Source organism: Buttiauxella sp., assembly GCF_049686335.1.
In the GTDB taxonomy this organism is placed as follows: domain Bacteria; phylum Pseudomonadota; class Gammaproteobacteria; order Enterobacterales; family Enterobacteriaceae; genus Buttiauxella.
In genome coordinates this window covers 274,785-300,317 of record NZ_JBAVHX010000008.1, presented here as the reverse complement: position 1 = coordinate 300,317, position 25,533 = coordinate 274,785, and the positions used below count along the sequence as shown (strand labels likewise).

Here is a 25,533-nt window from a genome sequence, read left to right as displayed (position 1 = left end):
CCCACGCCGAGGAAAACCAACATGCTGCACGATCCGTCGCAAAAATACCTGCCCCATCCCCCGATTCACCTGCCTGACCGCCAATGGCCAAACAAACATCTTACGCATGCCCCACGCTGGCTTTCCACTGACTTGCGCGACGGTAACCAGGCGCTGGCTGAACCCATGGACGGCCTGCGAAAACTGCGCTTCTGGGAACTGTTGATCCAATGCGGTTTTAAGGAAATTGAAGTGGCTTTTCCGTCAGCGTCTGAAACGGACTTCCAGTTTGTACGCCAGTTGATTGAAGAGCAGCGGATACCGCACGACGTCACAATCCAGGTGCTGACTCAGGCACGTAGCGATCTGATTGAACGCACTTTTGCTGCTCTTGAAGGTGCCAGTCACGCGACGGTGCACTTGTATAACGCCACTGCCCCACTTTTCCGCCGCCTGGTATTCCGCCAGAGCAAAGAGGAGATTATCCAGTTGGCCGTCAGTGCGACGCGCAGGATCCGCGCATTGTGCGAGGCAAACCCGCAAACACAGTGGAGCTATGAATACTCTCCGGAGACCTTCTGTTTCACCGAGCCTGATTTCGCGCTGCAAATCTGCGAGGCGGTGGCCGATGTTTGGGAGCCTTGCCGCGAAAGGCCGATGATTATCAACTTACCTGCGACCGTCGAAGTGAATACTCCGAACGTCTATGCCGACCAAATTGAGTACTTCTGTGGCCATTTCTCACGGCGCAGCGCAGTGTGTATCAGCGTCCATCCTCACAATGACCGGGGAAGCGGTGTGGCCAGTGCTGAACTGGCGATACTTGCGGGAGCCGACCGTGTAGAGGGCTGTTTGTTCGGCAACGGTGAACGCACCGGCAACGTCTGTCTGGTAACCATGGCGATGAATCTCTACAGCCAGGGGATCTTACCGCAGCTCGATTTCAGCGACATGAAGCATGTCGTCGAAGAGGTGGAGCAATGTAATCAGTTACCGGTGCACCCTCGCCATCCCTATGCCGGGAAGTTGGCATTTACCGCCTTTTCAGGCTCGCATCAGGATGCTATCAAAAAGGGTTTCACCGCCCGGCAGCAATCTTCTTCTCCGCTTTGGGAGATGCCATATCTCCCTGTAGACCCGAACGATATCGGCTGTAGTTACGAGGCGGTGATCCGCGTTAACAGTCAGTCTGGTAAAAGCGGCGCGGCGTGGATGCTCGAACAAAACCACGGGTTGGTATTGCCACGTGGGTTACAGCAAGACTTCAGCCGCCACGTTCAGGAACAGACCGACCGGGACGGTAACGAAATGACTCTTACCGCCCTCTGGCAGTTGTTCCGCAAGTTGTATGGGCCGCATCAACTCGCTGAACGGCAACTACTGGATTACCGCAGTGAAAGTCAGGCAGAAGGCGGACTTTCACTACAGGCGCGCATCCAGACACCAGGAGGAATATTGACGTTGCAGGGCAAAGGTAACGGGCTTCTTTCTGCCACCGCTGATGCTCTGGCATCACAGTTCAAGGTCGTTTTTTCTATCGAGGACTACCATGAGCATACGCTTGGAAGGCATAGCGAGAGCCGATCAGCTGCCTATATACGCTGTACTTTTGCCAATGGTGAAAGTCGCTGGGGGGTTGGTATAGACAATGATGTTGCGCGGGCTTCGTTACAGGCTTTGCTTAACGCCTTGCCGATACACGCCTCGAACTAGAAGTATTCACTTGGGGATACGCCCAAAGTCCGTCGGAACATGGCGCTGAATGCACTGTGGCTTTCATAGCCAAGATCCAGCGCCACCCGCAGAACCGATTGCCCTTGAGCCAGACGATTTAGCGCTTCCATTAGCCGTGCGCGTCGTACCCATTCGCTGAATGCCATACCTGTTTGCTCGCGGAAATGACGCAGTAAGGTTCGTTCACTCACGTTGAGCTGAGCGGCAGCCACTGCGGTGGTCCATGATTTGCCGGGTTCAGCCTGAACCTGACGGCATAACGCTTGCAGTGTGAAAGCCTGCGGTTCCGTGAGATTAAAAGGCAGAACTGTCATCACGCGGATTTCATCGAGGATCAATTCGTAGATCCTCTCCGCCCTGCTCCCTGCTTCGTACCATTCTGGTAGCGTCAGCGAGCATATGATCAACTCACGCAGTAACCCAGAAACCTGCACTACCTGACAGATCGAGGGTAAATCCGCGCGAGCAAAAGGATCGATAAACAACGTTCTGGCCGCGACATGTCCCGTGACCTGCAAACGATGACGTGTTTCCGCTGGAAGCCATACACCACGACTGGGGGGCACAATCCAATAACCTTGTTCCGTTTCTACTCGCACTACGCCACTTAAAGTATGCAGCAGTTGCGCGCAGTCATGGCTATGCCAGGGCTCCGTCGCGCCATGCGGATAATCATGGGCAAAGGGAACCAGCGGACGCGTCGCGAAGTTGAACTGAAGAGTGGTAGACATAGGATTATTTATGAGCGAAAAGATGAAGATAGCATAGCGCAGGAATAAAAAAAGGAGCCGATGGGCTCCTTTTTATAAGGCTACAGACTAGATGTGCAGCTCTTTAAGTGTCTCTTTTGGCAGAGCTAACTCTTCGTTGCTGTTCACGCTCACGCCATGCTCAAGGATATGACGCGCAATGTCTTGAGCTTCTTGCAGCGAGTGCATGTGGTACGTCCCACACTGATAAACATTCAGCTCTGGGATCTGGTTTTGCTCTTTCACCTTCAGAACATCTTCCATTGCCGCTTTCCACGCATCAGCAACACGAGTCTCTTCTGGCACGCCAATCAGGCTCATGTAGAAACCTGTACGACAACCCATAGGTGAAATATCGATAATCTCTACGCCGTTCCCATTCAGATGGTCACGCATAAAACCAGCAAACAGGTGTTCAAGAGTATGAATCCCTTTTTCTGGCATCACTTCCTTGTTCGGGATACAAAAGCGCAGATCAAATACAGTGATAGTATCGCCATGGGGCGTATGCATCGTTTTGGCCACACGCACTGCTGGTGCGCCCATGCGGGTATGGTCAACTGTGAAGCTATCCAACAACGGCATCTGATCACCTCCGATAAGTGATTTTTTTAAAAATAAAATGAACCTTTCTTTCCTACACCACTCTGAGTATATGAAAGACGCGCATTTATTATCATCATCCCTGATTCAGAGATGTATATTTTGGCCACACTGATTGTGGCCTTTTTCTTTTGTACTAAGAGTGACTTGCGAGCCAGACATCGAACGGCTCGGTATCCTTAGCTTCAATTTCCCGCTGACGTTGCCACGAAGCGTCATGCTCCTTCTGCAATACATCCTCGGTCAAAATCTCTAAAGGCTCTTGTATCAGCATCTGACGATATTGCTCAGCCAACGCAAGTCCTGTACCGCCAATGCCATTATCAATCATAGACCGCAGAATTCGCGCTGAGTACGTTAATTCAGGATTATCGAAACAGGCAACCAGTTGGTCACACACATCCTGATACTCTGTATTACCCGCAATACCATCCAGCGTTTCAGCAACACGACGCAAATCGGTAAACAAATCTTTGCCCACTTTTGCCAACGGATACTGCGCAGTTTCGCAACCCATACCCAGCGTCAGGCCAGGCTTACGCCCTTCCAGAATCACACGATTCCAGTTTTTGCGGGTGCAAAGCAATTCATCACTGCTCATTTCTGGAGCATCAGCCAGCACGCACCAAATCATGAACAGGTCGAGGAAGCGCACTTGCTGCTCATCCACACCGACCGGTGAGAAAGGGTTGATATCCAGTGAACGCACTTCGATATATTCAATTCCACCGCGCATCAGGGCGTCAGAAGGCGACTCACCTTCTGCTGTGACACGTTTAGGACGAATCGGAGCGTAGAGTTCGTTTTCGATTTGCAATACGTTGGTGTTGATTTGCAGACGCTTACCGTCTTTCTCAACACCCATCTTCGCGTACTCTTCCGATGGCGTTTTAATGGCACGTTTTAGCGCGGCGACGTAAGTTTCCAGGTCGTTAAACGTAATGCCCAGGTTGCTCTGAGATTTGTTGGTATAACCCAGGTCACTCAGACGCAATGAAGTCGCGTACGGCAGGTAATTCATACCGCATTCGGTTTTTTCGAACGGCAGAGAGCTCTCTTTCCCTTGCAAGAAAGATGAGCAGATTGCAGGCGATGCGCCGAACAAATACGGAATAATCCAGCCAAATCGGTAATAGTTACGAATCAGACGGAAGTACCCTGCTGAAATCGCTTCTTTACCGCTCTGGGCATCTTCTACGCCCAGACGTGCCTGCCAGAACTCCAGCGGCAACGAAAAGTTGTAATGCACGCCGGAAATGGTTTGCATCAACGCGCCGTAACGATTTTTCAATCCTTCACGGTATAGCGTTTTTAAACGCCCGTTGTTGGATGAACCATACTGCGCCAACTCAATATTCTGACCATCATCGATATAGCACGGCATGCTGAGAGGCCACATGCGCTCCTCACCCAAATTACGGGCGACATGGCGATGAATATCGCGCATGAATGTCAGCATGTGGTCAATATCGCCATCAACCGGAGTAATAAACTCTAGCAGCGCTTCAGCGAAATCCGTTGTTATCCATTTATGTGCTAGCGCTGAACCAAGGACTTCCGGATGACCTGTTGTTGCCAACTGACCATCTGGTGTGACTCGTAGCGTTTCACGCTCAAGACCACGTTTAATACCTTTTACTACTTGAGGATGCTGTTCCAGCCAGGCTAGCGCCTGTGATACGTTCGGGATCAAATTGACCTCCCGCCTGTCGATTTCATTTTTATTAAGCATAATTGTTTTAAATGGCGATGATAATTATACCCTTTAGATTTCGAGCTGCAGGAAGGCGGCAAGAGAGCAAATCCCCAGGAGCTTACTTGAGTAAGTGACTGGGGTTTGCGATTGCAGCCAACACACCTGCAGCTAGAAAGAAAATGGGTATATCAGTCCAATCAATTAGTGCCACCACGCCATGCCTTGTACCGTTGCAGCCGCTACAACGATATAGCGTAGCGCTTTACCAAGGCATAAAAAAAAGATTACCGGTCCCCAGCTCATGCGTAATAAGCCAGCTAACAGGCACAGCAGATCGCCAATCAAAGGCATCCAGCTGAGTAATAAGGTTGCCGGGCCGAAACGAACCAGCCAGGCGGTTGCCTTTCCTTGCCAACGCGACTGTTCTCGCAATGGAAAAAAACGCCCCAGAATAACGTTAGTTAAGCCACCAAGGCTATTACCCATTGTTGCTATTAAAATGAGTAACCAGGTTGGCCCTGTACCCGCCACTAACAATGCGACGAGGACTGCTTCTGAACTTCCCGGGAGCAACGTTGCGCTGAGAAAACTACTGGTAAACAGTGATAATAAGGAAAGCGTTTCACTCACAACAAACGCACATCCACACCATCCATTCCTGCTGCGCGAGCGGCTTCCAGGCCAAAATCTGCATCTTCAAACACCACACACTTATTCGCAGCCACACCCATTAATTCGGCGCATAGCAAAAATGTGTCAGGAGCAGGTTTATGGTTTTTGACATGATCAGCTGCAACAACGGCTGAAAAATACTGACGTAAGCCAAGATGGTTCAGCAGCGCTTCGGCGATATCGCTTTCGCTACCGGTACCTACCGCCATAGGACGACGCCCATGCCAGGATTTAACGACATCAATGAGAGGAAGCGGACGCACAGTATCAAGAAGCATAGCCCTTACGGCTTGCGTCTTTTCCTTCGCCAGACAGTGAGGGTCAAGATCTGCACCATTAAGATCGATAATCGCCTGCGCAATACGCCAGGTTGGGGAGCCGTTCAACGCAACCATCGCTGTTTCGTCAAATTGCATGCCATAACCCGCAAGCGTCTCACGCCACGCCTTACGATGTGTTGGTTCGGTATCGAGGATGGTTCCGTCCATATCGAAAATCAGACCGTCGTAACGTTCGTACATCACATCCCTCACATCACTCAATATTGAGGTGTTACTTTATCGTAAACCAATAATATTGTCGCTTATTGTAATTGAGATAGTTAAGAAGGTGACTAATTGGTATGCAGGGTGTTACAGGGTAGTTTAAGCGTTACTTTTTGAGGGGATAAAACAGGGAGAGAAGAATGGTGCACCCAGGAAGATTACTCGCCAAAGGCTCGCCCTTCAGGCCGTTGCTGAAGCAACGTTATCTTCCCTTGTGCAAGCTGAGAAATTTAATTTCTCTGGCACATTATCATTGCTGATAACTGAGGGGAATATGGTGCACCCAGGAAGATTCGAACTTCCGACCGCTCGGTTCGTAGCCGAGTACTCTATCCAGCTGAGCTATGGGTGCACAGGATTACTTCTTTTACTGCTGACTTAATGCTGTTTGTTGTTCTAAACAACATCAAACAAGATGGTGCATCCGGAGTGTTACTCGCGGTGCTTGCCCTGACGGGCCGTTGCTTAAGCAACGTTTTTCTCCCTGTTGTTCGCTAAGAAATTATCTTTCTTTGGAACACTACCGGTGCAAAGTGGTAGTAGGAAGAATGGTGCATCCGGGAGGATTCGAACCTCCGACCGCTCGGTTCGTAGCCGAGTACTCTATCCAGCTGAGCTACGGATGCAAAATGGCGGTGAGGCGGGGATTCGAACCCCGGATGCAGCTTTTGACCGCATACTCCCTTAGCAGGGGAGCGCCTTCAGCCTCTCGGCCACCTCACCACACGCCTCTTTCGAGGTGCACCGCTGAACTTGTTTCTGCTCATCGGCACTGCGTGGCGCACATATTACTTTCCTGCACTTATAAGTCAAACAATTTTTCCCAACTCATTTTCAATTGCACACTTCACGCACAATTCGGGCGAATTGACAGCAAAAAGAGTATTTTATCAACAGGCAAGATAGGATTTATGCAGATAAGAAAGCATTACGGATGAATAAGAAATGTTGGTAATGGCGGAAGATATAAGAGGTATTGCGAGGTAAAGCGAAGAAAATGGTGCCCTAAAGGAAGCGTCTCGCCAGTAGATAGCGAGACGCAGTAACTTTAGTAACTCGTTTGTTGCGATTTTTCAGCCTGGATACGTTGGTAGATCTCTTCGCGGTGTACAGAAACTTCCTTCGGGGCGTTAACACCAATACGAACCTGGTTACCTTTTACCCCAAGTACTGTCACGGTCACCTCATCCCCAATCATGAGGGTCTCACCAACTCGACGAGTTAGAATCAGCATTCTTTGCTCCTTGAAAGATTAAAAGAGTCGGGTCTCTCTGTATCCCGGCGTTCTCCATCATATACGACAAAAAGTAAGTAGCTACAAACACATAATGTGTCACTAACCACGACATTACATTCTGTTATGAATAAGTCTAGCCGATATACGCAACTTTAACCTGACTTTATCATTATTGAGTGTGTGCAAATTTAAGAAGGCGCTATAACCTGAATGAGTTATAGCGCCTGTCTGCACTTTATTTTTTTACTTAGAGCTTATCCGATACCCAAGCTTCAACACCGGCCAGTGCGCCCGGCAATGCTGCAGCATCTGTACCGCCAGCCTGAGCCATGTCTGGACGACCGCCCCCTTTGCCACCGACTTGCTGAGCGATAACTCCAATCAGTTCTCCCGCCTTCACGCGGTCGGTCACATCTTTAGAGACACCTGCAATCAGAGAAACCTTACCTTCTGATACAGTCGCCAGAACGATAATTGCCGAACCGAGCTGATTTTTCAGGTCATCGACCATCGTACGCAGCAATTTCGGTTCAACGTTGGCGAGTTCACTCACGAGGAGCTTAACGCCTTTCACATCGACAGCCTTGCTGGAAAGATTTGCACTCTCCTGCACTGCCTGCTGTTCTTTCAACTGCTGCAACTCTTTTTCAAGCTGGCGGGTACGCTCCAGAACTGAACGCACTTTCTCATTCAGATTCTGGCTGTCGCCTTTGAGCAGTTGAGCAATATCTTGCAGTTGTTCGCTCTGAGCATGCAGGTTTGCCAGCGCACCTTCACCAGTCACGGCTTCAATACGACGCACACCTGCAGCGGTACCGGATTCTGCCACGATACGGAACAGGCCGATATCGCCAGTACGGCTCGCGTGAATACCGCCACACAATTCGGTAGAGAAATCACCCATGCTCAGAACACGCACGTGGTCATCATACTTCTCACCAAACAGTGCCATAGCACCTTTAGCTTTCGCCGCTTCCAAATCCATTACGTTGGTTTCGATTGGCAAGTTGCGACGAATCTGGGCGTTGACGATATCTTCAACCGCACGGATTTCAGTCGGTTTCATGCCTTCAAAATGCGAGAAGTCGAAACGCAGGCCTTTGTCGTTAACCAGAGAGCCTTTCTGCGCAACATGCGTACCAAGTACCTGGCGCAGTGCAGCGTGGAGCAAGTGAGTTGCGGAGTGGTTCAGACGAATGCGTGAACGACGCGCTTCATCAACTTCAGCTTTGACGCTGTCGCCCACTTTCACAACACCTGCGACTAATTTGCCAAGATGACCGATTGCCTGGCCATACTTCTGCGTATCGCTAACGGCAAAGTCGACACCGTTGCCTTTGATGGCGCCTTTGTCACCAACCTGACCACCGGATTCTGCATAGAATGGGGTTTCGTTGAGCACGACAACTGCTTCCTGGCCCGCATTCACTTGTTCAACGGCTTTACCGTCAACAAACAGTGCAGTGACTTTCGCGGTCAAATCAGTGTGATCATAACCTTTGAAAGCGGTAGCTGAATCTACGCGGATCATGCTGTTGTAGTCCGCGCCAAAACCGCTGGACTCACGCGCACGACGGCGTTGTTCTTCCATCGCTGCTTCAAAACCAGCTTCGTCGACTTTCAGGTTACGCTCACGGCAAACATCCGCAGTCAGATCAACCGGGAAACCGTAAGTGTCGTACAGACGGAAAGCAGTTTCGCCATCCAGCGTATCGCCCTTCAGATTCGCCAGCTCTTCATCTAACAGAGCTAAACCACGCTCAAGCGTACGAGCAAACTGCTCTTCTTCGGTTTTCAGAACCTGTTCAACCAGCGCTTGCTGACGTTGCAGTTCTTCACCCGCCGCGCCCATCACTTCAACCAATGGGCCAACCAGTTTGTAGAAGAAGGTTTCTTTAGCACCCAGCATGTTGCCGTGGCGAATGGCACGACGAATGATACGGCGCAGCACGTAGCCACGACCTTCATTGGATGGCGTAACACCATCAGCAACCAGGAATGCACAAGAACGGATATGGTCAGCAATAACACGCAGCGATTTGCTGGTCAGATCGGTTGCACCAGTAACGTTGGCAACAGACTTAATCAACTGGCTGAACAGATCGATTTCATAGTTGGAGTTGACGTGTTGCAGAACAGCGGCAATACGCTCCAGACCCATACCAGTATCAACTGACGGCTTAGGCAATGGCAACATGGTGCCATCTTGCTGACGGTTGAACTGCATGAAGACGAGGTTCCAGATTTCGATGTAACGGTCGCCATCTTCTTCAGCGCTCCCCGGAGGGCCGCCCCAAATGTGGTCGCCGTGGTCGAAGAAGATTTCGGTGCATGGGCCGCATGGACCGGTGTCACCCATCTGCCAGAAGTTATCAGATGCGTAAGCTGCACCTTTGTTATCACCAATGCGGATAATACGCTCGCGCGGGACACCAACTTCTTTTTCCCAGATTTCAAACGCTTCGTCGTCAGTCTCGTAAACCGTGACCCACAGACGATCTTTTGGCAGGTTAAACCACTGTTCGCCGGTCAATAATTCCCATGCGAAGTTGATGGCATCATGTTTGAAATAGTCACCGAAGCTGAAGTTACCCAGCATTTCAAAGAAAGTGTGGTGACGTGCAGTGTAACCGACGTTCTCCAGATCGTTGTGTTTACCACCGGCGCGAACACAACGTTGAGACGTTGTTGCACGGGAATAGTTACGTTTGTCGAGACCAAGGAACACATCCTTGAACTGGTTCATCCCGGCATTGGTAAACAGCAAAGTAGGATCGTTATTCGGAACCAGGGAGCTGCTCGCTACAACCTGGTGACCTTTACTATGGAAAAAATCGAGAAACGCCTGACGGATCTCAGCGGTGCTCTTGCTCATAATTATCCTGAAATCAAGCTAACGAGGAGTTGCAAACCTGACATAACCAATTTTGATGCTTTGGCCTTGACCTGTTTACCTGGAAAAAGTGGGAATAAGATAAGTTTTCTTATCAGGGAAGTAAAATCCCGTGTATGCCTAATCGGAAAAATTTCGGTATATGCCCTGGATATCTTCCATAAAGAAACCACGGTACTGTAGAAAACGCTGCACTTTGGCTCGTTCTTTCCATTCGGTAGGAAGGTGCTCACCAAATTTTCGCTCGGCGATTTCCCGAGCCATCTCCTGCCAGTCTATTTCACAATTGAACATTGCCGCTTCACCCGTCTCACGTTTGATACCTTTGCTTTGCAATTCCTGGCGGATTCGTTGTGGGCCATAGCCTTTGCGGGCACGGCTGGTAATGAAGCGTGATGCAAACTGGGCATCATCCAGCCAGTTGTGTTCATAACACCAGGCAATCACTTTTTCGATATCTTCAGGCGTAAAAGGATCTTCTTCAACTCGTGGTTTTCCAGGGAATGTAGGTTGTGCCACAAGTTTACGGCGGAGTTCTTGTTCGCTGTGGTCGCGCATGGCGAGAACTCGGGTTGCTTTGTCGAGTAAGCGAGAGTAGGCGCTGCGTTTAGAGGGGGAGGATTCAGACATAGATTATAAACTGCGGCAAGTAAGGGCTAAATGCAACAAGGGCCGCATTTAGCGGCCCTGAGGGTAATTAGAAGTCTTCGTTGGTTTCTGCGACGTCTTTGTCGTGGTCGTTAACGACGAAATCTGGCGTACCGTCCTGATTGTTCAGCAGCATCTCGCGGAGTTTCTTCTCTATTTCCACGGACATCGGCTTGTTCTCTTTCAGGAAGTTACTGGCGTTTGATTTGCCCTGGCCAATCTTCTCACCGTTGTAACTGTACCAGGCGCCCGCTTTTTCAATCAGCTTGTGCTTCACGCCTAAATCAACCAGCTCGCCGTAGAAGTTGATACCTTCGCCGTACATAATCTGGAATTCAGCTTGTTTAAACGGTGCTGCAATTTTGTTTTTCACTACTTTAACGCGGGTTTCACTACCCACCACGTTATCGCCATCTTTTACCGCACCGATACGGCGGATATCCAGACGGACAGAAGCGTAGAACTTCAGTGCGTTACCACCAGTCGTGGTTTCCGGGTTACCGAACATCACACCAATTTTCATACGAATCTGGTTAATGAAGATCAACAGCGTATTAGACTGCTTGAGGTTACCCGCCAGTTTACGCATTGCCTGGCTCATCATACGTGCCGCAAGACCCATATGAGAGTCACCGATTTCGCCTTCAATTTCAGCTTTCGGTGTCAGAGCGGCAACGGAGTCAACCACGATAACGTCAACGGCGCCAGAACGTGCCAGTGCATCACAGATTTCCAGAGCTTGCTCGCCTGTATCTGGCTGAGAACACAGCAGGTTGTCGATATCGACGCCCAATTTCTTAGCGTAAATCGGATCCAGAGCATGCTCGGCATCGATGAACGCACACGTTTTACCTTCACGTTGAGCGGCGGCGATAACTTGCAAAGTCAGCGTCGTTTTACCAGAAGACTCTGGTCCGTAGATTTCAACGATACGACCCATTGGTAAGCCACCGGCTCCCAGAGCAATATCCAGTGAAAGTGAACCGGTAGAGATCGTTTCCACATCCATGGTACGGTCTTCACCCAGACGCATGATGGAGCCTTTACCGAATTGTTTTTCAATTTGGCCAAGTGCTGCCGCTAACGCCTTCTGTTTGTTTTCGTCGATAGCCATTTTTACTCCTGTCATGCAGGGTGATACACGAATGCGCCACGCTGCTTACTATGCTGTTTTGTTGTGCCAATTATACTGTATGGTCATACAGTATCAAGCTTATTTTTGAGAAATTCTTCCCATAGGGTTTGCAGCGCATATTCAGTGGCCTGGCGGCGAACAGCGTCACGCTCACCCTCAAAAAGTTGATGGCGAGCGACAGTGCCCTCAAGCTTTGAGCTGAAACCAAACCACACAGTGCCAACCGGTTTTTCTTCGCTGCCACCATTTGGCCCAGCGATACCACTCACGGCAATCGCGTAGTCTGCAGAAGCGGCATATAACGCCCCTTGCGCCATTTCGCGCACCACGGCTTCGCTTACTGCGCCATGGGTTTCAAGCGTGCCGCTATCAACACCAATCATCTGGTGTTTAGCCTCATTACTGTAGGTAACAAAGCCACGTTCATACCAGGCGGAACTGCCTGAAACATCGGTAATCACTTTTGCAATCCAGCCGCCAGTGCAAGATTCTGCCGTCGTGAGAGTAGCACCAAGCTGCCCAAGCGCTTCGCCCACCTGATGACTTAATTGACGCAATGTTTTCTCTGTCATATTGGCTCCGATTGTAGACATATCGCAGAGTGACACGATAGCACTTAACGAGACTTTCAGAGGATTACATTCAATAACGCGAGGGAGTTCCAGAGAATAGAACGGCCAGCGGATGCTGGCCGATTAAATCACTTCATGCTGTTGGCGATAGTTTCGACGTTATGCTTGAAAGCCATTTCGTAAGTGCTGGCGGGGCCGCTTGCGTCGGAAAGTGCCTCAGGGTACAACTCTCCGCCAGGTTGTGCGCCACTCGCTGCCGCGATTTGTTTGACCAGGCGAGGATCGGTCTGGTTCTCAATAAAGTATGTTTGGATATGCTGGCTTTTGAGCTGTTTGATGAGCCCTGCGACATCACTGGCATTCGCTTCGGCTTCCGTCGAGAACCCCACCGGAGCCAGGAAAGTCACGCCGTATTGCTGGCCAAAATAACCAAAGGCATCATGGCTGGTCAGCACTTTACGGTGCGATTTTGGAACAGACTCAAAGCGTGTTTTTGCCCAGCTATCCAGGAGTTTCAGGCGCGTAACGTACTCGGTCCCGCTTTCACTGATTGCCGTAGCGTCTTGTGAGTCAGCGGCCATCAGCGCTTTCATGATATTTTGCGCGTAAACGGCACCATTCTCGGCGCTGTTCCACGCATGCGGGTCAGTAATTTGTTTACCTTCATCCATCATACTGCGGGTGGAGATACCCTCAGATGCAACAATAATTTTGCCTTTATAACCTGATGCACTCACCAGGCGGTCCATCCATCCTTCCATTCCCAGGCCGCTAACGATAACCACATCCGCCTGACTTAAAGCCACGCTGTCTTGCGGTGAAGGTTCAAAGCTATGGGGATCGCCGTTTGGCCCGACCAGGCTTTTAACCGTCACATGCTCACCACCGACTTGCTTAGCCATATCGGCGAGCACCGTGAAACTTGCCACCACATTGAGGTTCTTCGCCAATACCGCCTGGCTGGAACAAGCCAGCACCAATGACATCATCATCCCAAAACGTTTCATTTAATCCCCTTGCTTGTTGTTATCCAGCCTCTACAAAGGCTTCGAGCCAGCCCGCTGCGCGAACCGAAAAGTATTGAGATAAAGAAGCCAACGCTTGCCGTCAGGACAATCGCCGGGCCTGCGGGCAGTGCGGCTGCAAAAGACCATGCCAGCCCAATCCACGCCGACAACAAACCGCAGACCACGGCGATAAACATCGCGCCGGGCAGTGTTTTCGCCCAACAGCGCGCCGACACCGCCGGTAACATCATCAGCCCAACCGACATCAACGTACCGAGGATTTGAAATCCAGCGACCAGGTTAAGCACCAGCAGCGCGAGAAATACACCATGAATAAGATGGGGAGCATAGCGGTTATTGACCTGTAAAAAGCTGCGGTCGAAAGTTTCCATCACCAGGCCACGATACAATCCCGCAAGGATAAGTAACGTTACGCTGGCAATCACGCCGACAAAGATCGTCGCCTGGCTGTCGACTGCCAGAATGGAGCCAAACAACAGATGCAACAGGTCAACGCTGGAACCGCGAAGCGAAATGAGCGTGACGCCTAAAGCCAGCGAGCCAAGGTAAAAACCCGCAAAACTGGCATCTTCTTTAAGTTTGGTTCGGGAACTTACCAGCCCGGAAATTAACGCGACCAGCACGCCTGCGACAAACCCGCCAATCCCCATCGCCACCAGCGACATACCTGCCAGTAAATAGCCCACCGCAACACCAGGTAAGATGGCGTGAGAAAGCGCATCCCCCACCAGACTCATGCGTCTTAGCAGTAAAAAAATCCCCAGGGGAGCGGTGCTCAGTGATAACGCCAGGCACGCGACGAGCGCACGGCGCATAAAACCGTAATCAATAAACGGTTCAAAGAAGAAGTGATAAATCATGCGGATAGCGCCAGATTATTACCGATTTGCGAATAACGAGGTAACACTTGAGCAGCATTCCCCCAATGGAAATGATCCTGTGTGAGTAATAACACCTGTGGGAAATGTCGGCTGACGCGCTCGTTATCATGCAGTACTGCCAGCACCGTTTGCCCTGCCTGATGCATCTGGCAGATTAGCGACATCAGGAAATCACTGGTTTGGGCGTCGACTCCGGTAAAAGGTTCATCCAACAAAACCAACGGCGCGTTTTGCACCAGTAAACGCGCGAACAACATTCTCTGGAACTGTCCGCCAGAAAGCATTTCGATAGGTTGTTTGCTATAAGCACTCAAGCCAACGCGTTCAATGGCATCGGCTATCCGCAAGCGGTTCTGGCGATTCAATGCTGAAAACAGATTGCGGGCCGGCCAGGCTCCCATGCACACCACATCGTAAACAGTAGCAGGAAACTGTCTTTCCATTTCAGCGAGTTGTGGCAGCCAGGCAATGCTTGGTGCACTCCCGTCGGTAAATTGTAGCTGCCCCGAAACAGGCGCCTGTAGTTTCAGTATCGTTTTGAGTAACGTCGATTTCCCTGTGCCGTTCGCGCCTATAATGGCAGTCATACTGCCTTTCACAATCTGCCCCGTTAATGCAGGCGTCACCGCCCTTCCCTGATAACCCAACACCAATTGATTCAGCGTGATCATGGCAGTGCAATCGCCCAACGAATAGCCAGCCATAGGCCGGCGAGCAGAATTAAAACTGCGCAAAATCGAACTGGCGCAGCCACTGTTAAAAGTGTCCGTAAAGGAAGCATTGCGGGGAAAACCCTTCAACTTGATTTGTTATAACATAACATAAATGAAATTGAGTGCGATGTAAATTCCTGATCGACGATCAGGAAAAACCTTCAAGTGAGACATTGAAGAAAGAAGTGCGGGAGAAAGCAGACCCCGCCTCAGAGCAAGGCGGGGAAAAGATTACTGAACGCGAGCCAATGAAACCGCCTGGCCTAACTGCCAGACCGCCATCGCATAATGCGTGCTGTGGTTGTAACGGGTGATGGTGTAGAAGTTCGGTAAACCGTACCAGTACTGATAACGATCGCCCATATCGAGTCGCAGTAAACTGGCTTCCTGATGGTTCCCCAGAGAAGCCGTTGGGCTCAGACCGGATTGCGCCAGTGCAGAAACGGAATACTTGGTTTTAAAGCCATTGGCTAATCCCGGCACCTGGCCGTTGGCAGGAACCGCTACCAAATCACCTTTCACCCAGCCATGACCTTTGAAATAGTTCGCCACGCTGCCGATGGCATCTTCGGGATCCCACAAATTCACATGGCCGTCGCCATTGAAATCAACCGCATATTCTTTGAATGACGAAGGCATAAACTGGCCGTAACCCATCGCTCCGGCAAATGAACCTTTCAGAGCCAGCGGGTCATCGCCTTCATTACGCGCCATCAACAGGAAGGTTTCCAGTTCGCCAGAGAAGTATTGCGCACGACGCGGATAAGCAAAGGATAACGTCGCCAGGGCATCAATGATGCGTGTTTTGCCCATCACGCGACCCCAGCGGGTTTCCACGCCGATAATCCCAACAATAATTTCAGGAGGAACGCCATAAACCTGGAAGGCACGTTTCAACGCATCTTCGTATTGGTTCCAGAAAACGACGCCATTTTGCACGTTATCTGGCGTAATGAACTTAGCGCGATAACGTAACCATGCGCCATTTGGACCCGGAGGTGGCGCGGTGGTTGGAGCCTGTTGGTCCATTAAACGCAACACGTAATCCAGTCTTTTCGCCTGAGACAACACTTCATGCAGTTGCTGGCGGTCAAAGCCATGCTCACTCACCATTTTATTGATGAATTTCTCGGCTTCCGGATTATTGGCAAAATCCCCCGTCTGCATAAACACATCATGCTGTGGCTGAAGCAAGAAACCACCCGAAGGCGTGCCAGCTTGCTGTGGCTGAGTTTCAGTTTTCGGTTTGCTGCTACATGCGGCAAGCAAGACAACAAGCGGAAGTAACGCGGCGGAATAACGCATGTGTTGGGATATCCATATGACTGACGACGAATGTGTATTCCTTATGGTAAATCAAAATCAATAATCAGTGATCCCCCTTTCTAACTCCTTTCATTTCATCAACACATTTTTCAATACAAACCTCACAACCTTTCAAATTAATAGATTTATGTTTCACAATGAGATCTAAATAACATATTTAAAGGTTTCAAAGTGATTATCATGAACTGCCACTGAACGCAGAGTGAGCATTTACCCTTCAGGAGATAACAATGATCGACATGATTACCCATGGAGCTGAATGGTTTATTGGCCTGTTCCAAAAAGGGGGAGAAGTTTTTACCGGCATGGTGACCGGTATTCTTCCGCTGCTGATAAGCCTGCTGGTGATAATGAACGCGTTAATTAATTTCATCGGCCAACATCGCATCGAACGTATGGCCCAGCGCTGTGCCGGCAACCCGGTTTCCCGTTACCTGTTACTGCCTTGCATCGGTACGTTTGTGTTCTGCAACCCGATGACGCTAAGTCTGGGGCGCTTTATGCCCGAGAAATACAAACCGAGCTATTACGCCGCCGCTTCATACAGTTGCCACTCAATGAATGGCCTTTTCCCTCACATCAATCCTGGCGAGCTATTTGTTTATCTGGGGATCGCCAGCGGGCTGACCACGCTCGGTCTGCCGCTCGGCCCACTCGCGGTGAGTTATCTGCTCGTCGGCCTGGTCACTAACTTCTTCCGTGGTTGGATAACCGACCTCACCACCTCGATTTTCGAGAAGAAAATGGGTATCGAACTTGAACGCCAGGTGCGACTTTAGGGAAAAATCATGATGCAAAATATTCGTATTGATAAAGGCCAGGGTGGTTGGGGCGGCCCGCTCATTCTGCCGGTCGAACCTGGAAAAAAAATCGTCTATATCACCGCAGGAACTCGCCCGGCGATTATCGATAAGCTGAGTGAAATGACGGGCTGGCAAGCGGTAGATGGCTTTAAAGAAGGCGAGCCGCCGGAAGCAGAAATCGGCGTGGCGGTGATCGACTGTGGCGGAACACTGCGCTGCGGGTTGTATCCGAAACGCCGCATTCCGACCATCAATATTCATGCCACCGGAAAATCCGGGCCAATGGCGCAGTATATCGTTGAAGATATTTATGTTTCCGGTGTGCGAGAAGAAAACATCAGTTGGGAGACAAATGAAACTCAGCCCGTCGCGAAAGCGCCGGTTCGTGAATATGACACCAGTAAAAAAATTACCGAACAAAGCGATGGTTTGCTGGCAAAAGTCGGCATGGGAATGGGTTCTGCCGTGGCGGTGCTGTTTCAGGCTGGACGCGACACCATCGATACCGTGTTAAAAACTATCCTGCCGTTTATGGCGTTTGTCTCGGCGCTTATCGGCATCATCATGGCTTCAGGATTAGGCGACTGGGTTGCTCATGGCCTGGCTCCGCTGGCCAACAACCCCATCGGGCTGATAACCCTGGCGCTGATTTGTTCATTCCCACTGCTCTCACCTTTCCTTGGCCCTGGGGCGGTTATCGCTCAGGTGATTGGGGTTTTGATTGGCGTACAAATAGGCCTCGGCCATATTCCACCTCATCTGGCGCTGCCCGCGCTATTTGCTATCAACGCGCAAGCAGCCTGTGACTTCATTCCGGTTGGCCTCTCTCTGGCTGAAGCCCGACAGGACACGGTGCGCGTCGGCGTGCCATCGGTATTAGTCGGCCGCTTTTTAACCGGTGCGCCTACCGTCCTCATCGCCTGGTTAGTCTCCGGCTTTATCTATCAATAGGGTGAGTTATGCGAACTATCTATCAAACGACCATCACGTATATCGGCCAGTCCGCTCGCGACGCGCTGGAGGACAACATGCTGATCACTTTTCGGGAAGGCGCTCCCGCAGATATTCAGGATTTCTGTTTTATTCACTGCCACGGCGCATTGAACGGCACGCTTGAAGCCGGCATCAGTTTTGAGCTGAACGGGCAACATTACGATGTCACCGCGGTTGGCAATGTCGCCCAACAGAACTTACAGGAACTGGGACATATCACCCTGCGTTTCGACGGCGAAGCGCAGGCCGAATACCCGGGAAACGTCCATGTTAACGGGCCGCTACCACAGAATATTGAAACCGGCTGCCAGTTGAAGTTTTTAGCCTAAATACATTAAAGGAGTAGAGCATGAACCAAGTTGCCGTTGTCATTGGGGGAGGACAAACCCTCGGAGCATTTCTCGCCCATGGGCTTGCGAAGGAAGGTTACAAAATTGCCGTGGTGGATATCCAAAGCGAGAAAGCTGCCCGTGTCGCGCAGGAAATTAACGACCAGTACGGTACCGGCATGGCCTGGGGGTTTGGTGCGGATGCCACCAGCGAACAGAGCGTAACTGCACTGGCAAACGGAGTAGATGAGATTTTCGGTCAGGTTAATTTACTGGTGTATAGCGCCGGAATTGCCAAAGCCGCATTTATTGGTGATTTCGCGCTGGGTGATTTTGACCGCTCGTTGCAAGTCAATCTGGTGGGCTATTTTCTGTGTGCCAAAGCGTTTTCAGCACTGATGATTCGCGATGGCATTCATGGCCGCATTATCCAGATCAACTCAAAATCCGGGAAAGTGGGCAGTAAGCATAACTCCGGCTATAGCGCGGCAAAATTTGGCGGCGTAGGGCTGACACAATCACTGGCGTTGGATTTAGCTGAATATGGCATCACCGTTCATGCCCTGATGCTTGGCAACCTTTTGAAATCGCCAATGTTTCAGTCATTACTGCCACAATATGCCGAGAAACTGGGCATTGCGGCAGATGAAGTCGAGCAATATTACATTGATAAAGTCCCGCTCAAGCGCGGTTGCGACTATCAGGATGTACTGAATACCCTGCTGTTTTATGCCAGCGAAAAAGCATCGTACTGCACCGGGCAATCTATCAACATTACCGGCGGCCAGGTGATGTTTTAACAGTTGATGTTTTAACACCACGGCTGGATAGCCGTATCGCAGCATACGCGCTATCCAGCACGCTAAAGAGAGAAAAAATGATCAATGCACTTATCGCCATCGCGGTTATCGCCTGGCTAAGCCAACTTGTCCTGGGCGGCTGGCAAATACGCCATTTCAATCGCGCGTTTGAAAAGTTATGCCAGAAAGGAGCCGTGGGTATCGGGCGCTCGGGGGCGCGCTTCAGGCCTCGCGTGGTTATTGCGCTGGCATTCGATGAACATCAAAACATCTGCGACAGTTTAATGATGAAAGGGATCACTATATTTGCCAGACCCATACCTTTGTCACAAATACATGGGATGAACCGAAAGGAATTACAACCTGATGTGATCTTCCCCCATGATCGGAACTGTCAGAATGCTCTATCATTAGCGATTAAAGTGAAACATGGATAATTTCGTTTCGAACGCTTATTGCTTGCGAAATTATCAAACTAAAAATTAGCGCAAGGTAATAAGAGCTTATGAAACCACGCCAGCGGCAGGCCGCAATCCTGGAGTATCTGCAAAAACAAGGAAAAAGTTCCGTTGACGATCTCGCGCAATATTTTGCCACCACGGGTACGACTATCCGTAAAGATCTGGTGCTATTGGAAAATGCAGGCACGGTTATCCGTACCTATGGTGGCGTAGTGCTCAACAAGGATGAACCCGATCCGCCTATCGACCACAAGACGTTGATCAATACCCATAAAAAACAACAAATCGCAGATGTGGCAGTCACGTTCATCCATGATGGTGATTCGATTATTCTGGATGCCGGGAGCACGGTGCTGCAAATGGTTCCCCTCTTACAGCGCTTTAATAACATCACCGTCATGACCAACAGCCTTCATATTGTGAATGCGCTTTCAGAACTGGATAACGAGCAAACAATCCTGATGCCAGGCGGCACCTTCCGTAAAAAATCAGCCTCTTTTCATGGTCAGCTGGCCGAAACCGCTTTTGAACAATTCAGCTTCGATAAACTGTTTATGGGCACCGATGGCATCGATCTGAATGCCGGTGTCACCACATTTAATGAGGTGTATACCGTCAGCAAAGCGATGTGCAATGCAGCGCGTCAGGTGATCCTGATGGCTGACTCGTCTAAATTTGGCCGCAAGAGCCCGAACATTGTTTGTGGGCTGGACAGCGTCCACACCATCATTACCGACAGCGGCATCAGCGAGGCGTTTTTGACGGCGTTGCAGGATAAGGGAATCAACGTGATTATCACGGAGGAAAAACATGACTGAAAGAATGATACGCATCGCGCGCGAAACGCTGGAATTAGAACTCTATGAAGCCAGCCGTTTAGCCGACAGGCTGGGCGAACCATTCGTGAGTGCAGCCCGTGCAATGCTTGCCTGTGAAGGCAAAGTGATTGTTTCAGGTATGGGTAAATCAGGGCATATTGGTAAAAAAATTGCCGCAACGCTTGCCAGCACTGGCACCCCTGCTTTCTTCGTTCATCCTGCGGAAGCCCTTCATGGCGATTTAGGGATGATTGAGAGCCGGGATATCATGCTGTTTATCTCCTATTCTGGCACGGCCAAAGAACTGGACTTAATCATCCCGCGCCTTCAGGAAAAAGCAGTCACCTTGATTGCCATTACGGGTAAACCCGACTCCCCGCTCGCCAAAGCTGCACTCGCTATACTCGACATCTCTGTTGAACGCGAAGCTTGCCCTATGCGCCTGGCCCCAACATCCAGCGCGGTGAATACACTCATGATGGGTGATGCACTCGCCATGGCGGTTATGCAGGAGCGTGGCTTTAATGAAGAAGACTTCGCTCGCTCCCATCCCGCTGGGGCTTTGGGCGCGCGCTTGTTAAACCGCGTGCATCACCTGATGCGCACAGAGGAACAGCTTCCGGCTGTCGCGGACACAGCAACAGTCATGGATGCCTTACTCGAACTGAGCCGCACAGGGCTTGGCCTGGTGTGCGTGACCAACACTCATCATCAGGTTGTGGGCGTGTTCACTGATGGCGATCTACGTCGTTGGCTGGTGGGAGGCGGTAAACTTGAAGCGGGCATTTGTGATGCCATGACCACTCAATGTTCCGTACTCCAGACCGAAATGCGAGCGGCTGAGGCCAAAGAAATACTCATGAAAAAACGCATCAGTGCGGCACCCGTCGTCGATGAAACCGGTCAACTGGTTGGCGCGATTAACCTGCACGATTTCCACCAGGCTGGGATTATGTAAACGCGAGTTTTCGATCCGGCTCGTAACCTTTTCGATAAGATGTTAACCCCCTCTCTCATTGTGATACGCTTTGCCCCATTCTCGATCCTGAGCAGGACGTTCAGGATCGTTTCTTCATTTTATCGTGAAGTTGGTTAATAAAATCAAATGACTACTACTGAAAACCTCGACAGCCACACCCCCATGATGCAGCAGTACCTGCGCCTGAAAGCGCAGCATCCTGAGATCCTGCTGTTCTATCGGATGGGTGACTTTTACGAGCTATTTTATGACGATGCGAAACGCGCGTCGCAACTGCTCGACATTTCCCTGACCAAGCGTGGCGCATCCGCTGGTGAACCGATTCCCATGGCAGGCGTGCCGCATCATGCCGTCGAAAACTATTTAGCTAAGCTTGTGAACCTCGGTGAATCGGCTGCTATCTGCGAACAGATTGGCGATCCGGCCACCAGCAAAGGGCCGGTTGAGCGCAAAGTTGTGCGCATCGTTACACCCGGTACCATTAGCGATGAAGCACTGTTGCAGGAACGTCAGGACAACTTGCTGGCGGCAATCTGGCAAGAGGGCAAAGGTTTTGGCTACGCCACGCTCGATATTAGTTCGGGTCGGTTCCGTCTGTCAGAGCCAGAAGATTTCGAAACGATGGCGGCTGAGCTTCAACGCACCAATCCTGCAGAACTACTGTATGCAGAAGATTTTGCGGAAACACGTTTAATCGAAGGTCGTCGAGGCCTGCGTCGTCGCCCGCTGTGGGAATTTGAAATCTCAACCGCTCGCCAGCAGTTGAACATGCAGTTTGGTACCCGTGACCTGACCGGTTTTGGTGTCGAAAACGCCCATCATGCGTTGTGCGCAGCCGGTTGCTTACTGCAATACGTTAAAGATACACAGCGCACATCACTGCCACATATTCGCTCCGTTACCATGGATCGCCAGCAAGACAGCATCATTATGGATGCGGCAACGCGACGTAATCTGGAAATTACCCAGAACCTGTCTGGCGGCTTTGAAAATACGCTGGCTTCTGTGCTGGATTGTACGGTGACGCCGATGGGCAGCCGCATGCTGAAACGCTGGCTGCATATGCCAATCCGCAATGTCGATGTCCTACAAAAACGCCAGCAGACCATTGCCGCGTTACAAGACAGAACTGCTGAAATCCAACCGGTGTTGCGTCAGGTGGGCGACCTGGAACGTATTCTGGCGCGCCTGGCCTTGCGTACCGCTCGTCCACGTGATTTAGCGCGAATGCGCTATGCCTTCCAGCATCTCCCTGAACTGCGCGAACTGCTGAGCGATGTCCCCACCGAATATGTCCAGACGCTGCGTGAAAACATGGGTGAGTTCACTGAGTTGCGTGAGCTTCTGGAACGCGCCGTGGTGGAAACACCGCCTGTGCTGGTCCGTGATGGCGGCGTCATCGCGCCTGGCTATAACGAAGAGTTAGACGAATGGCGAGCGCTGGCTGATGGCGCAACGGATTATCTCGACCGACTGGAAATACGTGAGCGTGAAAAACTCGGTCTGGATACGCTGAAGGTCGGATTCAATGGCGTGCATGGTTATTACATCCAAATTAGCCGCAGCCAAAGCCATCATGCACCGATCCACTATGTTCGTCGCCAGACGCTGAAAAACGCCGAGCGCTATATCATTCCCGAACTGAAAGAGTACGAAGACAAAGTACTGACCTCAAAAGGGAAAGCGCTGGCGCTGGAAAAACAGCTCTACGATCAACTGTTCGACGCGCTGTTACCGCATCTCGAAGCATTGCAGCAAAGTGCCACCACCCTTGCAGAACTCGATGTGCTGGTGAACCTTGCGGAACGGGCTTACAGCCTGAATTACACTTGCCCACAATTAACAGATAAAGCTGGCATCAAGGTCGTTGGGGGTCGTCATCCGGTTGTGGAGCAAGTGCTTAGCGAACCGTTTATCGCTAACCCGTTAAGCCTTGCACCTCAACGACGTATGTTGATTATTACCGGGCCGAACATGGGCGGTAAAAGTACCTATATGCGCCAGTCCGCGCTTATAGTCCTGTTGGCTTACATCGGCAGTTTTGTTCCCGCGCAGCAGGCTGAAATCGGCCCAATCGACCGTATCTTCACCCGCGTGGGTGCGGCAGATGACCTGGCTTCCGGGCGTTCAACGTTCATGGTGGAGATGACCGAAACGGCAAATATTCTGCATAACGCTACGGAAAATAGCCTGGTGTTAATGGATGAAATTGGCCGTGGCACATCAACTTACGATGGGTTGTCGCTGGCCTGGGCGTGTGCCGAAAGCCTGGCAAATCGCATCAAAGCGCTGACGCTGTTTGCCACCCACTATTTTGAGCTGACCACCCTTCCAGAAAAAATGGAAGGCGTCGCGAATGTGCATCTGGATGCCATCGAACACGGTGACACCATCGCATTTATGCACAGCGTGCAAGACGGTGCCGCGAGCAAAAGTTACGGCCTGGCAGTAGCGGCGCTGGCGGGTGTGCCAAAAGAGGTGATTAAACGTGCGCGTCAGAAACTACGTGAGCTTGAGACATTGTCTAACAATACAGCGGCTACTCAGGTCGATGGTACGCAGATGTCGCTGCTGTCAGTTGCGGAGGAAACCTCTCCTGCAGTAGAAGCACTGGAAGCGTTAGATCCCGATTCGCTGTCGCCACGTCAGGCGCTGGAGTGGATATATCGTTTGAAGAGTTTGGTCTAGTTTTCGGCGCTGGGTCGACCTCATCCCGACCTTCTCCTCCAGCAGAAGGAGAAAAGCACGAACACAAAAAAAGCGGTGACCTGGGTCACCGCTTTTTTATTTGAAGAGTCGATTACTCGCGAAACATTTACTCGCGGAACAAAGCTTCGATATTCAGCCCTTGGGTCTGCAAAATTTCACGCAGACGACGTAGACCTTCAACCTGAATCTGACGAACACGTTCACGAGTCAGGCCGATTTCGCGACCTACATCTTCCAGTGTTGCAGCTTCATAGCCTAACAGACCAAAACGACGAGCCAGCACTTCACGCTGTTTTGCGTTCAGTTCAAACAACCACTTAACGATACTTTGTTTCATATCGTCGTCTTGCGTGGTGTCTTCCGGGCCGTTGTCTTTTTCGTCAGCCAGAATATCCAGCAGCGCTTTTTCAGAGTCGCCACCCAATGGGGTGTCAACTGAGGTAATGCGCTCGTTGAGACGCAGCATACGGCTAACATCATCAACCGGTTTATCCAGTTGCTCGGCAATCTCTTCCGCACTCGGCTCATGGTCGAGCTTATGGGAGAGTTCACGCGCAGTTCGCAGATAAACGTTAAGCTCTTTCACGATATGAATCGGCAAACGAATCGTACGGGTTTGGTTCATGATTGCCCGTTCGATGGTCTGACGAATCCACCAAGTTGCGTATGTTGAAAAACGGAACCCACGTTCTGGGTCAAACTTCTCAACAGCACGAATTAGCCCAAGATTCCCCTCTTCAATCAAGTCCAGCAAAGCCAGACCACGATTGCTATAACGACGGGCAATCTTTACCACCAGACGCAAGTTACTTTCGATCATGCGGCGGCGGGAAGCGATATCACCACGCAGTGCGCGGCGGGCAAAATACACTTCTTCTTCGGCTGTTAAAAGTGGGGAATAACCAATCTCCCCAAGATAAAGCTGAGTCGCGTCAAGCACACGCTGCGTGGCACCCTGTGACAACAACTCCTCTTCGGCTATGTCGTTATCACTGGGTTCCTCTTCTACGAGGGCTTTCTCGTCAAAGACCTCAACTCCATTCTCATCATATTCCGCGTCTTCATTTAACTCGTTAACTTTCAGCGTATTCTGACTCATAAGGTGGCTCCTACCCGTGATCCCTGGGCAAAGCACCTTGCACTTCGTTCTTTAAGCGGTATCTGCGTTGGTTGCCTTCATTCACCCCAGTCACTTACTTAAGTAGGCTCTTGGGGTTTCACTCAGTTGCC

Annotated in this window: 24 protein-coding genes and 3 tRNA genes; 9 read left to right on the top strand and 18 right to left on the bottom strand. The window is 50.8% G+C overall.

Annotated features, from left to right (window positions below; all coding sequences use genetic code 11):
• Positions 1-21 precede the first annotated feature (21 nt).
• A complete protein-coding gene (gene leuA, locus WBL83_RS06705; RefSeq protein WP_424588406.1) occupies positions 22-1,692 on the top strand; it encodes a 2-isopropylmalate synthase in 1,671 nt (556 codons plus the stop codon).
• Here the strand turns inward: leuA and WBL83_RS06700 are convergent.
• The 17 genes from WBL83_RS06700 to mltB form a co-directional block, all read right to left on the bottom strand.
• Positions 1,689-2,444: an AraC family transcriptional regulator gene (locus WBL83_RS06700; RefSeq protein WP_424588405.1), complete on the bottom strand. Its 756-nt coding sequence runs from the start codon at positions 2,442-2,444 to the stop codon at positions 1,689-1,691. The genes leuA and WBL83_RS06700 overlap by 4 nt on opposite strands.
• 87 nt (positions 2,445-2,531) lie before the next feature.
• Positions 2,532-3,047 carry an S-ribosylhomocysteine lyase gene (gene luxS / locus WBL83_RS06695; protein ID WP_034457434.1) on the bottom strand — a complete coding sequence of 172 codons (516 nt, stop codon included), beginning with the start codon at positions 3,045-3,047 and terminating at the stop codon, positions 2,532-2,534.
• A gap of 154 nt (positions 3,048-3,201) precedes the next feature.
• Positions 3,202-4,758 carry a glutamate--cysteine ligase gene (gene gshA, locus WBL83_RS06690; RefSeq protein WP_424588404.1) on the bottom strand — a complete coding sequence of 519 codons (1,557 nt, stop codon included), beginning with the start codon at positions 4,756-4,758 and terminating at the stop codon, positions 3,202-3,204.
• Between the two features lie 204 nt (positions 4,759-4,962).
• Positions 4,963-5,391 carry a YqaA family protein gene (locus WBL83_RS06685; protein ID WP_424588403.1) on the bottom strand — a complete coding sequence of 143 codons (429 nt, stop codon included), beginning with the start codon at positions 5,389-5,391 and terminating at the stop codon, positions 4,963-4,965.
• Positions 5,388-5,954, bottom strand: a complete 567-nt coding sequence (gene yqaB, locus WBL83_RS06680) for a fructose-1-phosphate/6-phosphogluconate phosphatase (RefSeq protein WP_424588402.1) — start codon at positions 5,952-5,954, stop codon at positions 5,388-5,390. The genes WBL83_RS06685 and yqaB overlap by 4 nt, the downstream gene beginning before the upstream one ends.
• 299 nt (positions 5,955-6,253) lie before the next feature.
• Positions 6,254-6,330, bottom strand: a tRNA-Arg gene (locus WBL83_RS06675).
• Between the two features lie 197 nt (positions 6,331-6,527).
• Positions 6,528-6,604: transfer RNA gene (locus WBL83_RS06670), tRNA-Arg, on the bottom strand.
• A 4-nt stretch (positions 6,605-6,608) separates the two neighbouring features.
• Positions 6,609-6,701 (bottom strand) — tRNA-Ser (locus tag WBL83_RS06665).
• 325 nt (positions 6,702-7,026) lie between these two features.
• Positions 7,027-7,212, bottom strand: a complete 186-nt coding sequence (csrA, locus tag WBL83_RS06660) for a carbon storage regulator CsrA (RefSeq protein ID WP_013574027.1) — start codon at positions 7,210-7,212, stop codon at positions 7,027-7,029.
• A 250-nt stretch (positions 7,213-7,462) separates the two neighbouring features.
• Positions 7,463-10,090 carry an alanine--tRNA ligase gene (alaS, locus tag WBL83_RS06655; protein WP_424588401.1) on the bottom strand — a complete coding sequence of 876 codons (2,628 nt, stop codon included), beginning with the start codon at positions 10,088-10,090 and terminating at the stop codon, positions 7,463-7,465.
• Positions 10,091-10,228: 138 nt separating this feature from the next.
• The gene (locus tag WBL83_RS06650) at positions 10,229-10,738 is read right to left on the bottom strand and encodes a regulatory protein RecX (RefSeq protein WP_424588400.1); all 510 of its coding nucleotides are present in this window, start codon (positions 10,736-10,738) and stop codon (positions 10,229-10,231) included.
• A 67-nt stretch (positions 10,739-10,805) separates the two neighbouring features.
• Positions 10,806-11,870 carry a recombinase RecA gene (recA, locus tag WBL83_RS06645; RefSeq protein WP_424588399.1) on the bottom strand — a complete coding sequence of 355 codons (1,065 nt, stop codon included), beginning with the start codon at positions 11,868-11,870 and terminating at the stop codon, positions 10,806-10,808.
• Positions 11,871-11,953: 83 nt separating this feature from the next.
• Positions 11,954-12,463, bottom strand: coding sequence for a nicotinamide-nucleotide amidase (gene pncC / locus WBL83_RS06640; protein ID WP_424588398.1), 510 nt, complete (start codon positions 12,461-12,463; stop codon positions 11,954-11,956).
• Between the two features lie 128 nt (positions 12,464-12,591).
• On the bottom strand, positions 12,592-13,470 hold the full coding sequence (locus WBL83_RS06635) for a metal ABC transporter substrate-binding protein (RefSeq protein WP_424588397.1): 879 nt from the start codon (positions 13,468-13,470) through the stop codon (positions 12,592-12,594).
• Positions 13,467-14,351: a metal ABC transporter permease gene (locus WBL83_RS06630; RefSeq protein WP_424588396.1), complete on the bottom strand. Its 885-nt coding sequence runs from the start codon at positions 14,349-14,351 to the stop codon at positions 13,467-13,469. Before WBL83_RS06630 ends, WBL83_RS06635 begins: the two co-directional genes overlap by 4 nt.
• The gene (locus WBL83_RS06625) at positions 14,348-15,043 is read right to left on the bottom strand and encodes a metal ABC transporter ATP-binding protein (protein ID WP_424588395.1); all 696 of its coding nucleotides are present in this window, start codon (positions 15,041-15,043) and stop codon (positions 14,348-14,350) included. The genes WBL83_RS06630 and WBL83_RS06625 overlap by 4 nt, the downstream gene beginning before the upstream one ends.
• A gap of 273 nt (positions 15,044-15,316) precedes the next feature.
• On the bottom strand, positions 15,317-16,390 hold the full coding sequence (gene mltB, locus WBL83_RS06620; RefSeq protein ID WP_424588394.1) for a lytic murein transglycosylase B: 1,074 nt from the start codon (positions 16,388-16,390) through the stop codon (positions 15,317-15,319).
• Positions 16,391-16,641: 251 nt separating this feature from the next.
• On the opposite strand from mltB, the gene srlA reads away from it, so the two are divergent.
• From srlA to mutS, 8 genes are all read left to right on the top strand, one after another.
• Positions 16,642-17,190 carry a PTS glucitol/sorbitol transporter subunit IIC gene (gene srlA, locus WBL83_RS06615; RefSeq protein WP_424588393.1) on the top strand — a complete coding sequence of 183 codons (549 nt, stop codon included), beginning with the start codon at positions 16,642-16,644 and terminating at the stop codon, positions 17,188-17,190.
• A gap of 12 nt (positions 17,191-17,202) precedes the next feature.
• The gene (gene srlE / locus WBL83_RS06610) at positions 17,203-18,165 is read left to right on the top strand and encodes a PTS glucitol/sorbitol transporter subunit IIB (protein ID WP_424588453.1); all 963 of its coding nucleotides are present in this window, start codon (positions 17,203-17,205) and stop codon (positions 18,163-18,165) included.
• Positions 18,166-18,173: 8 nt separating this feature from the next.
• Positions 18,174-18,536, top strand: coding sequence for a PTS glucitol/sorbitol transporter subunit IIA (gene srlB / locus WBL83_RS06605; RefSeq protein WP_424588392.1), 363 nt, complete (start codon positions 18,174-18,176; stop codon positions 18,534-18,536).
• Between the two features lie 20 nt (positions 18,537-18,556).
• Positions 18,557-19,336 carry a sorbitol-6-phosphate dehydrogenase gene (srlD, locus tag WBL83_RS06600; protein ID WP_424588391.1) on the top strand — a complete coding sequence of 260 codons (780 nt, stop codon included), beginning with the start codon at positions 18,557-18,559 and terminating at the stop codon, positions 19,334-19,336.
• A gap of 77 nt (positions 19,337-19,413) precedes the next feature.
• Positions 19,414-19,773, top strand: a complete 360-nt coding sequence (gene gutM, locus WBL83_RS06595; protein ID WP_424588390.1) for a transcriptional regulator GutM — start codon at positions 19,414-19,416, stop codon at positions 19,771-19,773.
• A 68-nt stretch (positions 19,774-19,841) separates the two neighbouring features.
• The gene (srlR, locus tag WBL83_RS06590; RefSeq protein ID WP_424588389.1) at positions 19,842-20,615 is read left to right on the top strand and encodes a glucitol operon DNA-binding transcriptional repressor SrlR; all 774 of its coding nucleotides are present in this window, start codon (positions 19,842-19,844) and stop codon (positions 20,613-20,615) included.
• Positions 20,608-21,573, top strand: coding sequence for an arabinose-5-phosphate isomerase GutQ (gutQ, locus tag WBL83_RS06585; protein ID WP_424588388.1), 966 nt, complete (start codon positions 20,608-20,610; stop codon positions 21,571-21,573). Before srlR ends, gutQ begins: the two co-directional genes overlap by 8 nt.
• A 147-nt stretch (positions 21,574-21,720) precedes the next feature.
• The gene (gene mutS / locus WBL83_RS06580; RefSeq protein ID WP_424588387.1) at positions 21,721-24,282 is read left to right on the top strand and encodes a DNA mismatch repair protein MutS; all 2,562 of its coding nucleotides are present in this window, start codon (positions 21,721-21,723) and stop codon (positions 24,280-24,282) included.
• Positions 24,283-24,409: 127 nt separating this feature from the next.
• On the opposite strand, the gene rpoS is transcribed toward mutS, so the two are convergent.
• A complete protein-coding gene (gene rpoS / locus WBL83_RS06575; RefSeq protein ID WP_034497934.1) occupies positions 24,410-25,402 on the bottom strand; it encodes an RNA polymerase sigma factor RpoS in 993 nt (330 codons plus the stop codon).
• Positions 25,403-25,533: the final 131 nt, after the last annotated feature.

Coding starts and splice junctions, on each gene's coding strand:
- leuA (WP_424588406.1), top strand. CDS start 22: ATGCTGCACGATCCGTCGCAAAAATACCTGCCCCATCCCCCGATTCAC.
- WBL83_RS06700 (WP_424588405.1), bottom strand. CDS start 2,444: ATGTCTACCACTCTTCAGTTCAACTTCGCGACGCGTCCGCTGGTTCCC.
- luxS (WP_034457434.1), bottom strand. CDS start 3,047: ATGCCGTTGTTGGATAGCTTCACAGTTGACCATACCCGCATGGGCGCA.
- yqaB (WP_424588402.1), bottom strand. CDS start 5,954: ATGTACGAACGTTACGACGGTCTGATTTTCGATATGGACGGAACCATC.
- csrA (WP_013574027.1), bottom strand. CDS start 7,212: ATGCTGATTCTAACTCGTCGAGTTGGTGAGACCCTCATGATTGGGGAT.
- alaS (WP_424588401.1), bottom strand. CDS start 10,090: ATGAGCAAGAGCACCGCTGAGATCCGTCAGGCGTTTCTCGATTTTTTC.
- WBL83_RS06650 (WP_424588400.1), bottom strand. CDS start 10,738: ATGTCTGAATCCTCCCCCTCTAAACGCAGCGCCTACTCTCGCTTACTC.
- recA (WP_424588399.1), bottom strand. CDS start 11,870: ATGGCTATCGACGAAAACAAACAGAAGGCGTTAGCGGCAGCACTTGGC.
- pncC (WP_424588398.1), bottom strand. CDS start 12,463: ATGACAGAGAAAACATTGCGTCAATTAAGTCATCAGGTGGGCGAAGCG.
- WBL83_RS06635 (WP_424588397.1), bottom strand. CDS start 13,470: ATGAAACGTTTTGGGATGATGATGTCATTGGTGCTGGCTTGTTCCAGC.
- WBL83_RS06630 (WP_424588396.1), bottom strand. CDS start 14,351: ATGATTTATCACTTCTTCTTTGAACCGTTTATTGATTACGGTTTTATG.
- WBL83_RS06625 (WP_424588395.1), bottom strand. CDS start 15,043: ATGATCACGCTGAATCAATTGGTGTTGGGTTATCAGGGAAGGGCGGTG.
- mltB (WP_424588394.1), bottom strand. CDS start 16,390: ATGCGTTATTCCGCCGCGTTACTTCCGCTTGTTGTCTTGCTTGCCGCA.
- srlA (WP_424588393.1), top strand. CDS start 16,642: ATGATCGACATGATTACCCATGGAGCTGAATGGTTTATTGGCCTGTTC.
- srlE (WP_424588453.1), top strand. CDS start 17,203: ATGCAAAATATTCGTATTGATAAAGGCCAGGGTGGTTGGGGCGGCCCG.
- srlB (WP_424588392.1), top strand. CDS start 18,174: ATGCGAACTATCTATCAAACGACCATCACGTATATCGGCCAGTCCGCT.
- srlD (WP_424588391.1), top strand. CDS start 18,557: ATGAACCAAGTTGCCGTTGTCATTGGGGGAGGACAAACCCTCGGAGCA.
- gutM (WP_424588390.1), top strand. CDS start 19,414: ATGATCAATGCACTTATCGCCATCGCGGTTATCGCCTGGCTAAGCCAA.
- srlR (WP_424588389.1), top strand. CDS start 19,842: ATGAAACCACGCCAGCGGCAGGCCGCAATCCTGGAGTATCTGCAAAAA.
- gutQ (WP_424588388.1), top strand. CDS start 20,608: ATGACTGAAAGAATGATACGCATCGCGCGCGAAACGCTGGAATTAGAA.
- mutS (WP_424588387.1), top strand. CDS start 21,721: ATGACTACTACTGAAAACCTCGACAGCCACACCCCCATGATGCAGCAG.
- rpoS (WP_034497934.1), bottom strand. CDS start 25,402: ATGAGTCAGAATACGCTGAAAGTTAACGAGTTAAATGAAGACGCGGAA.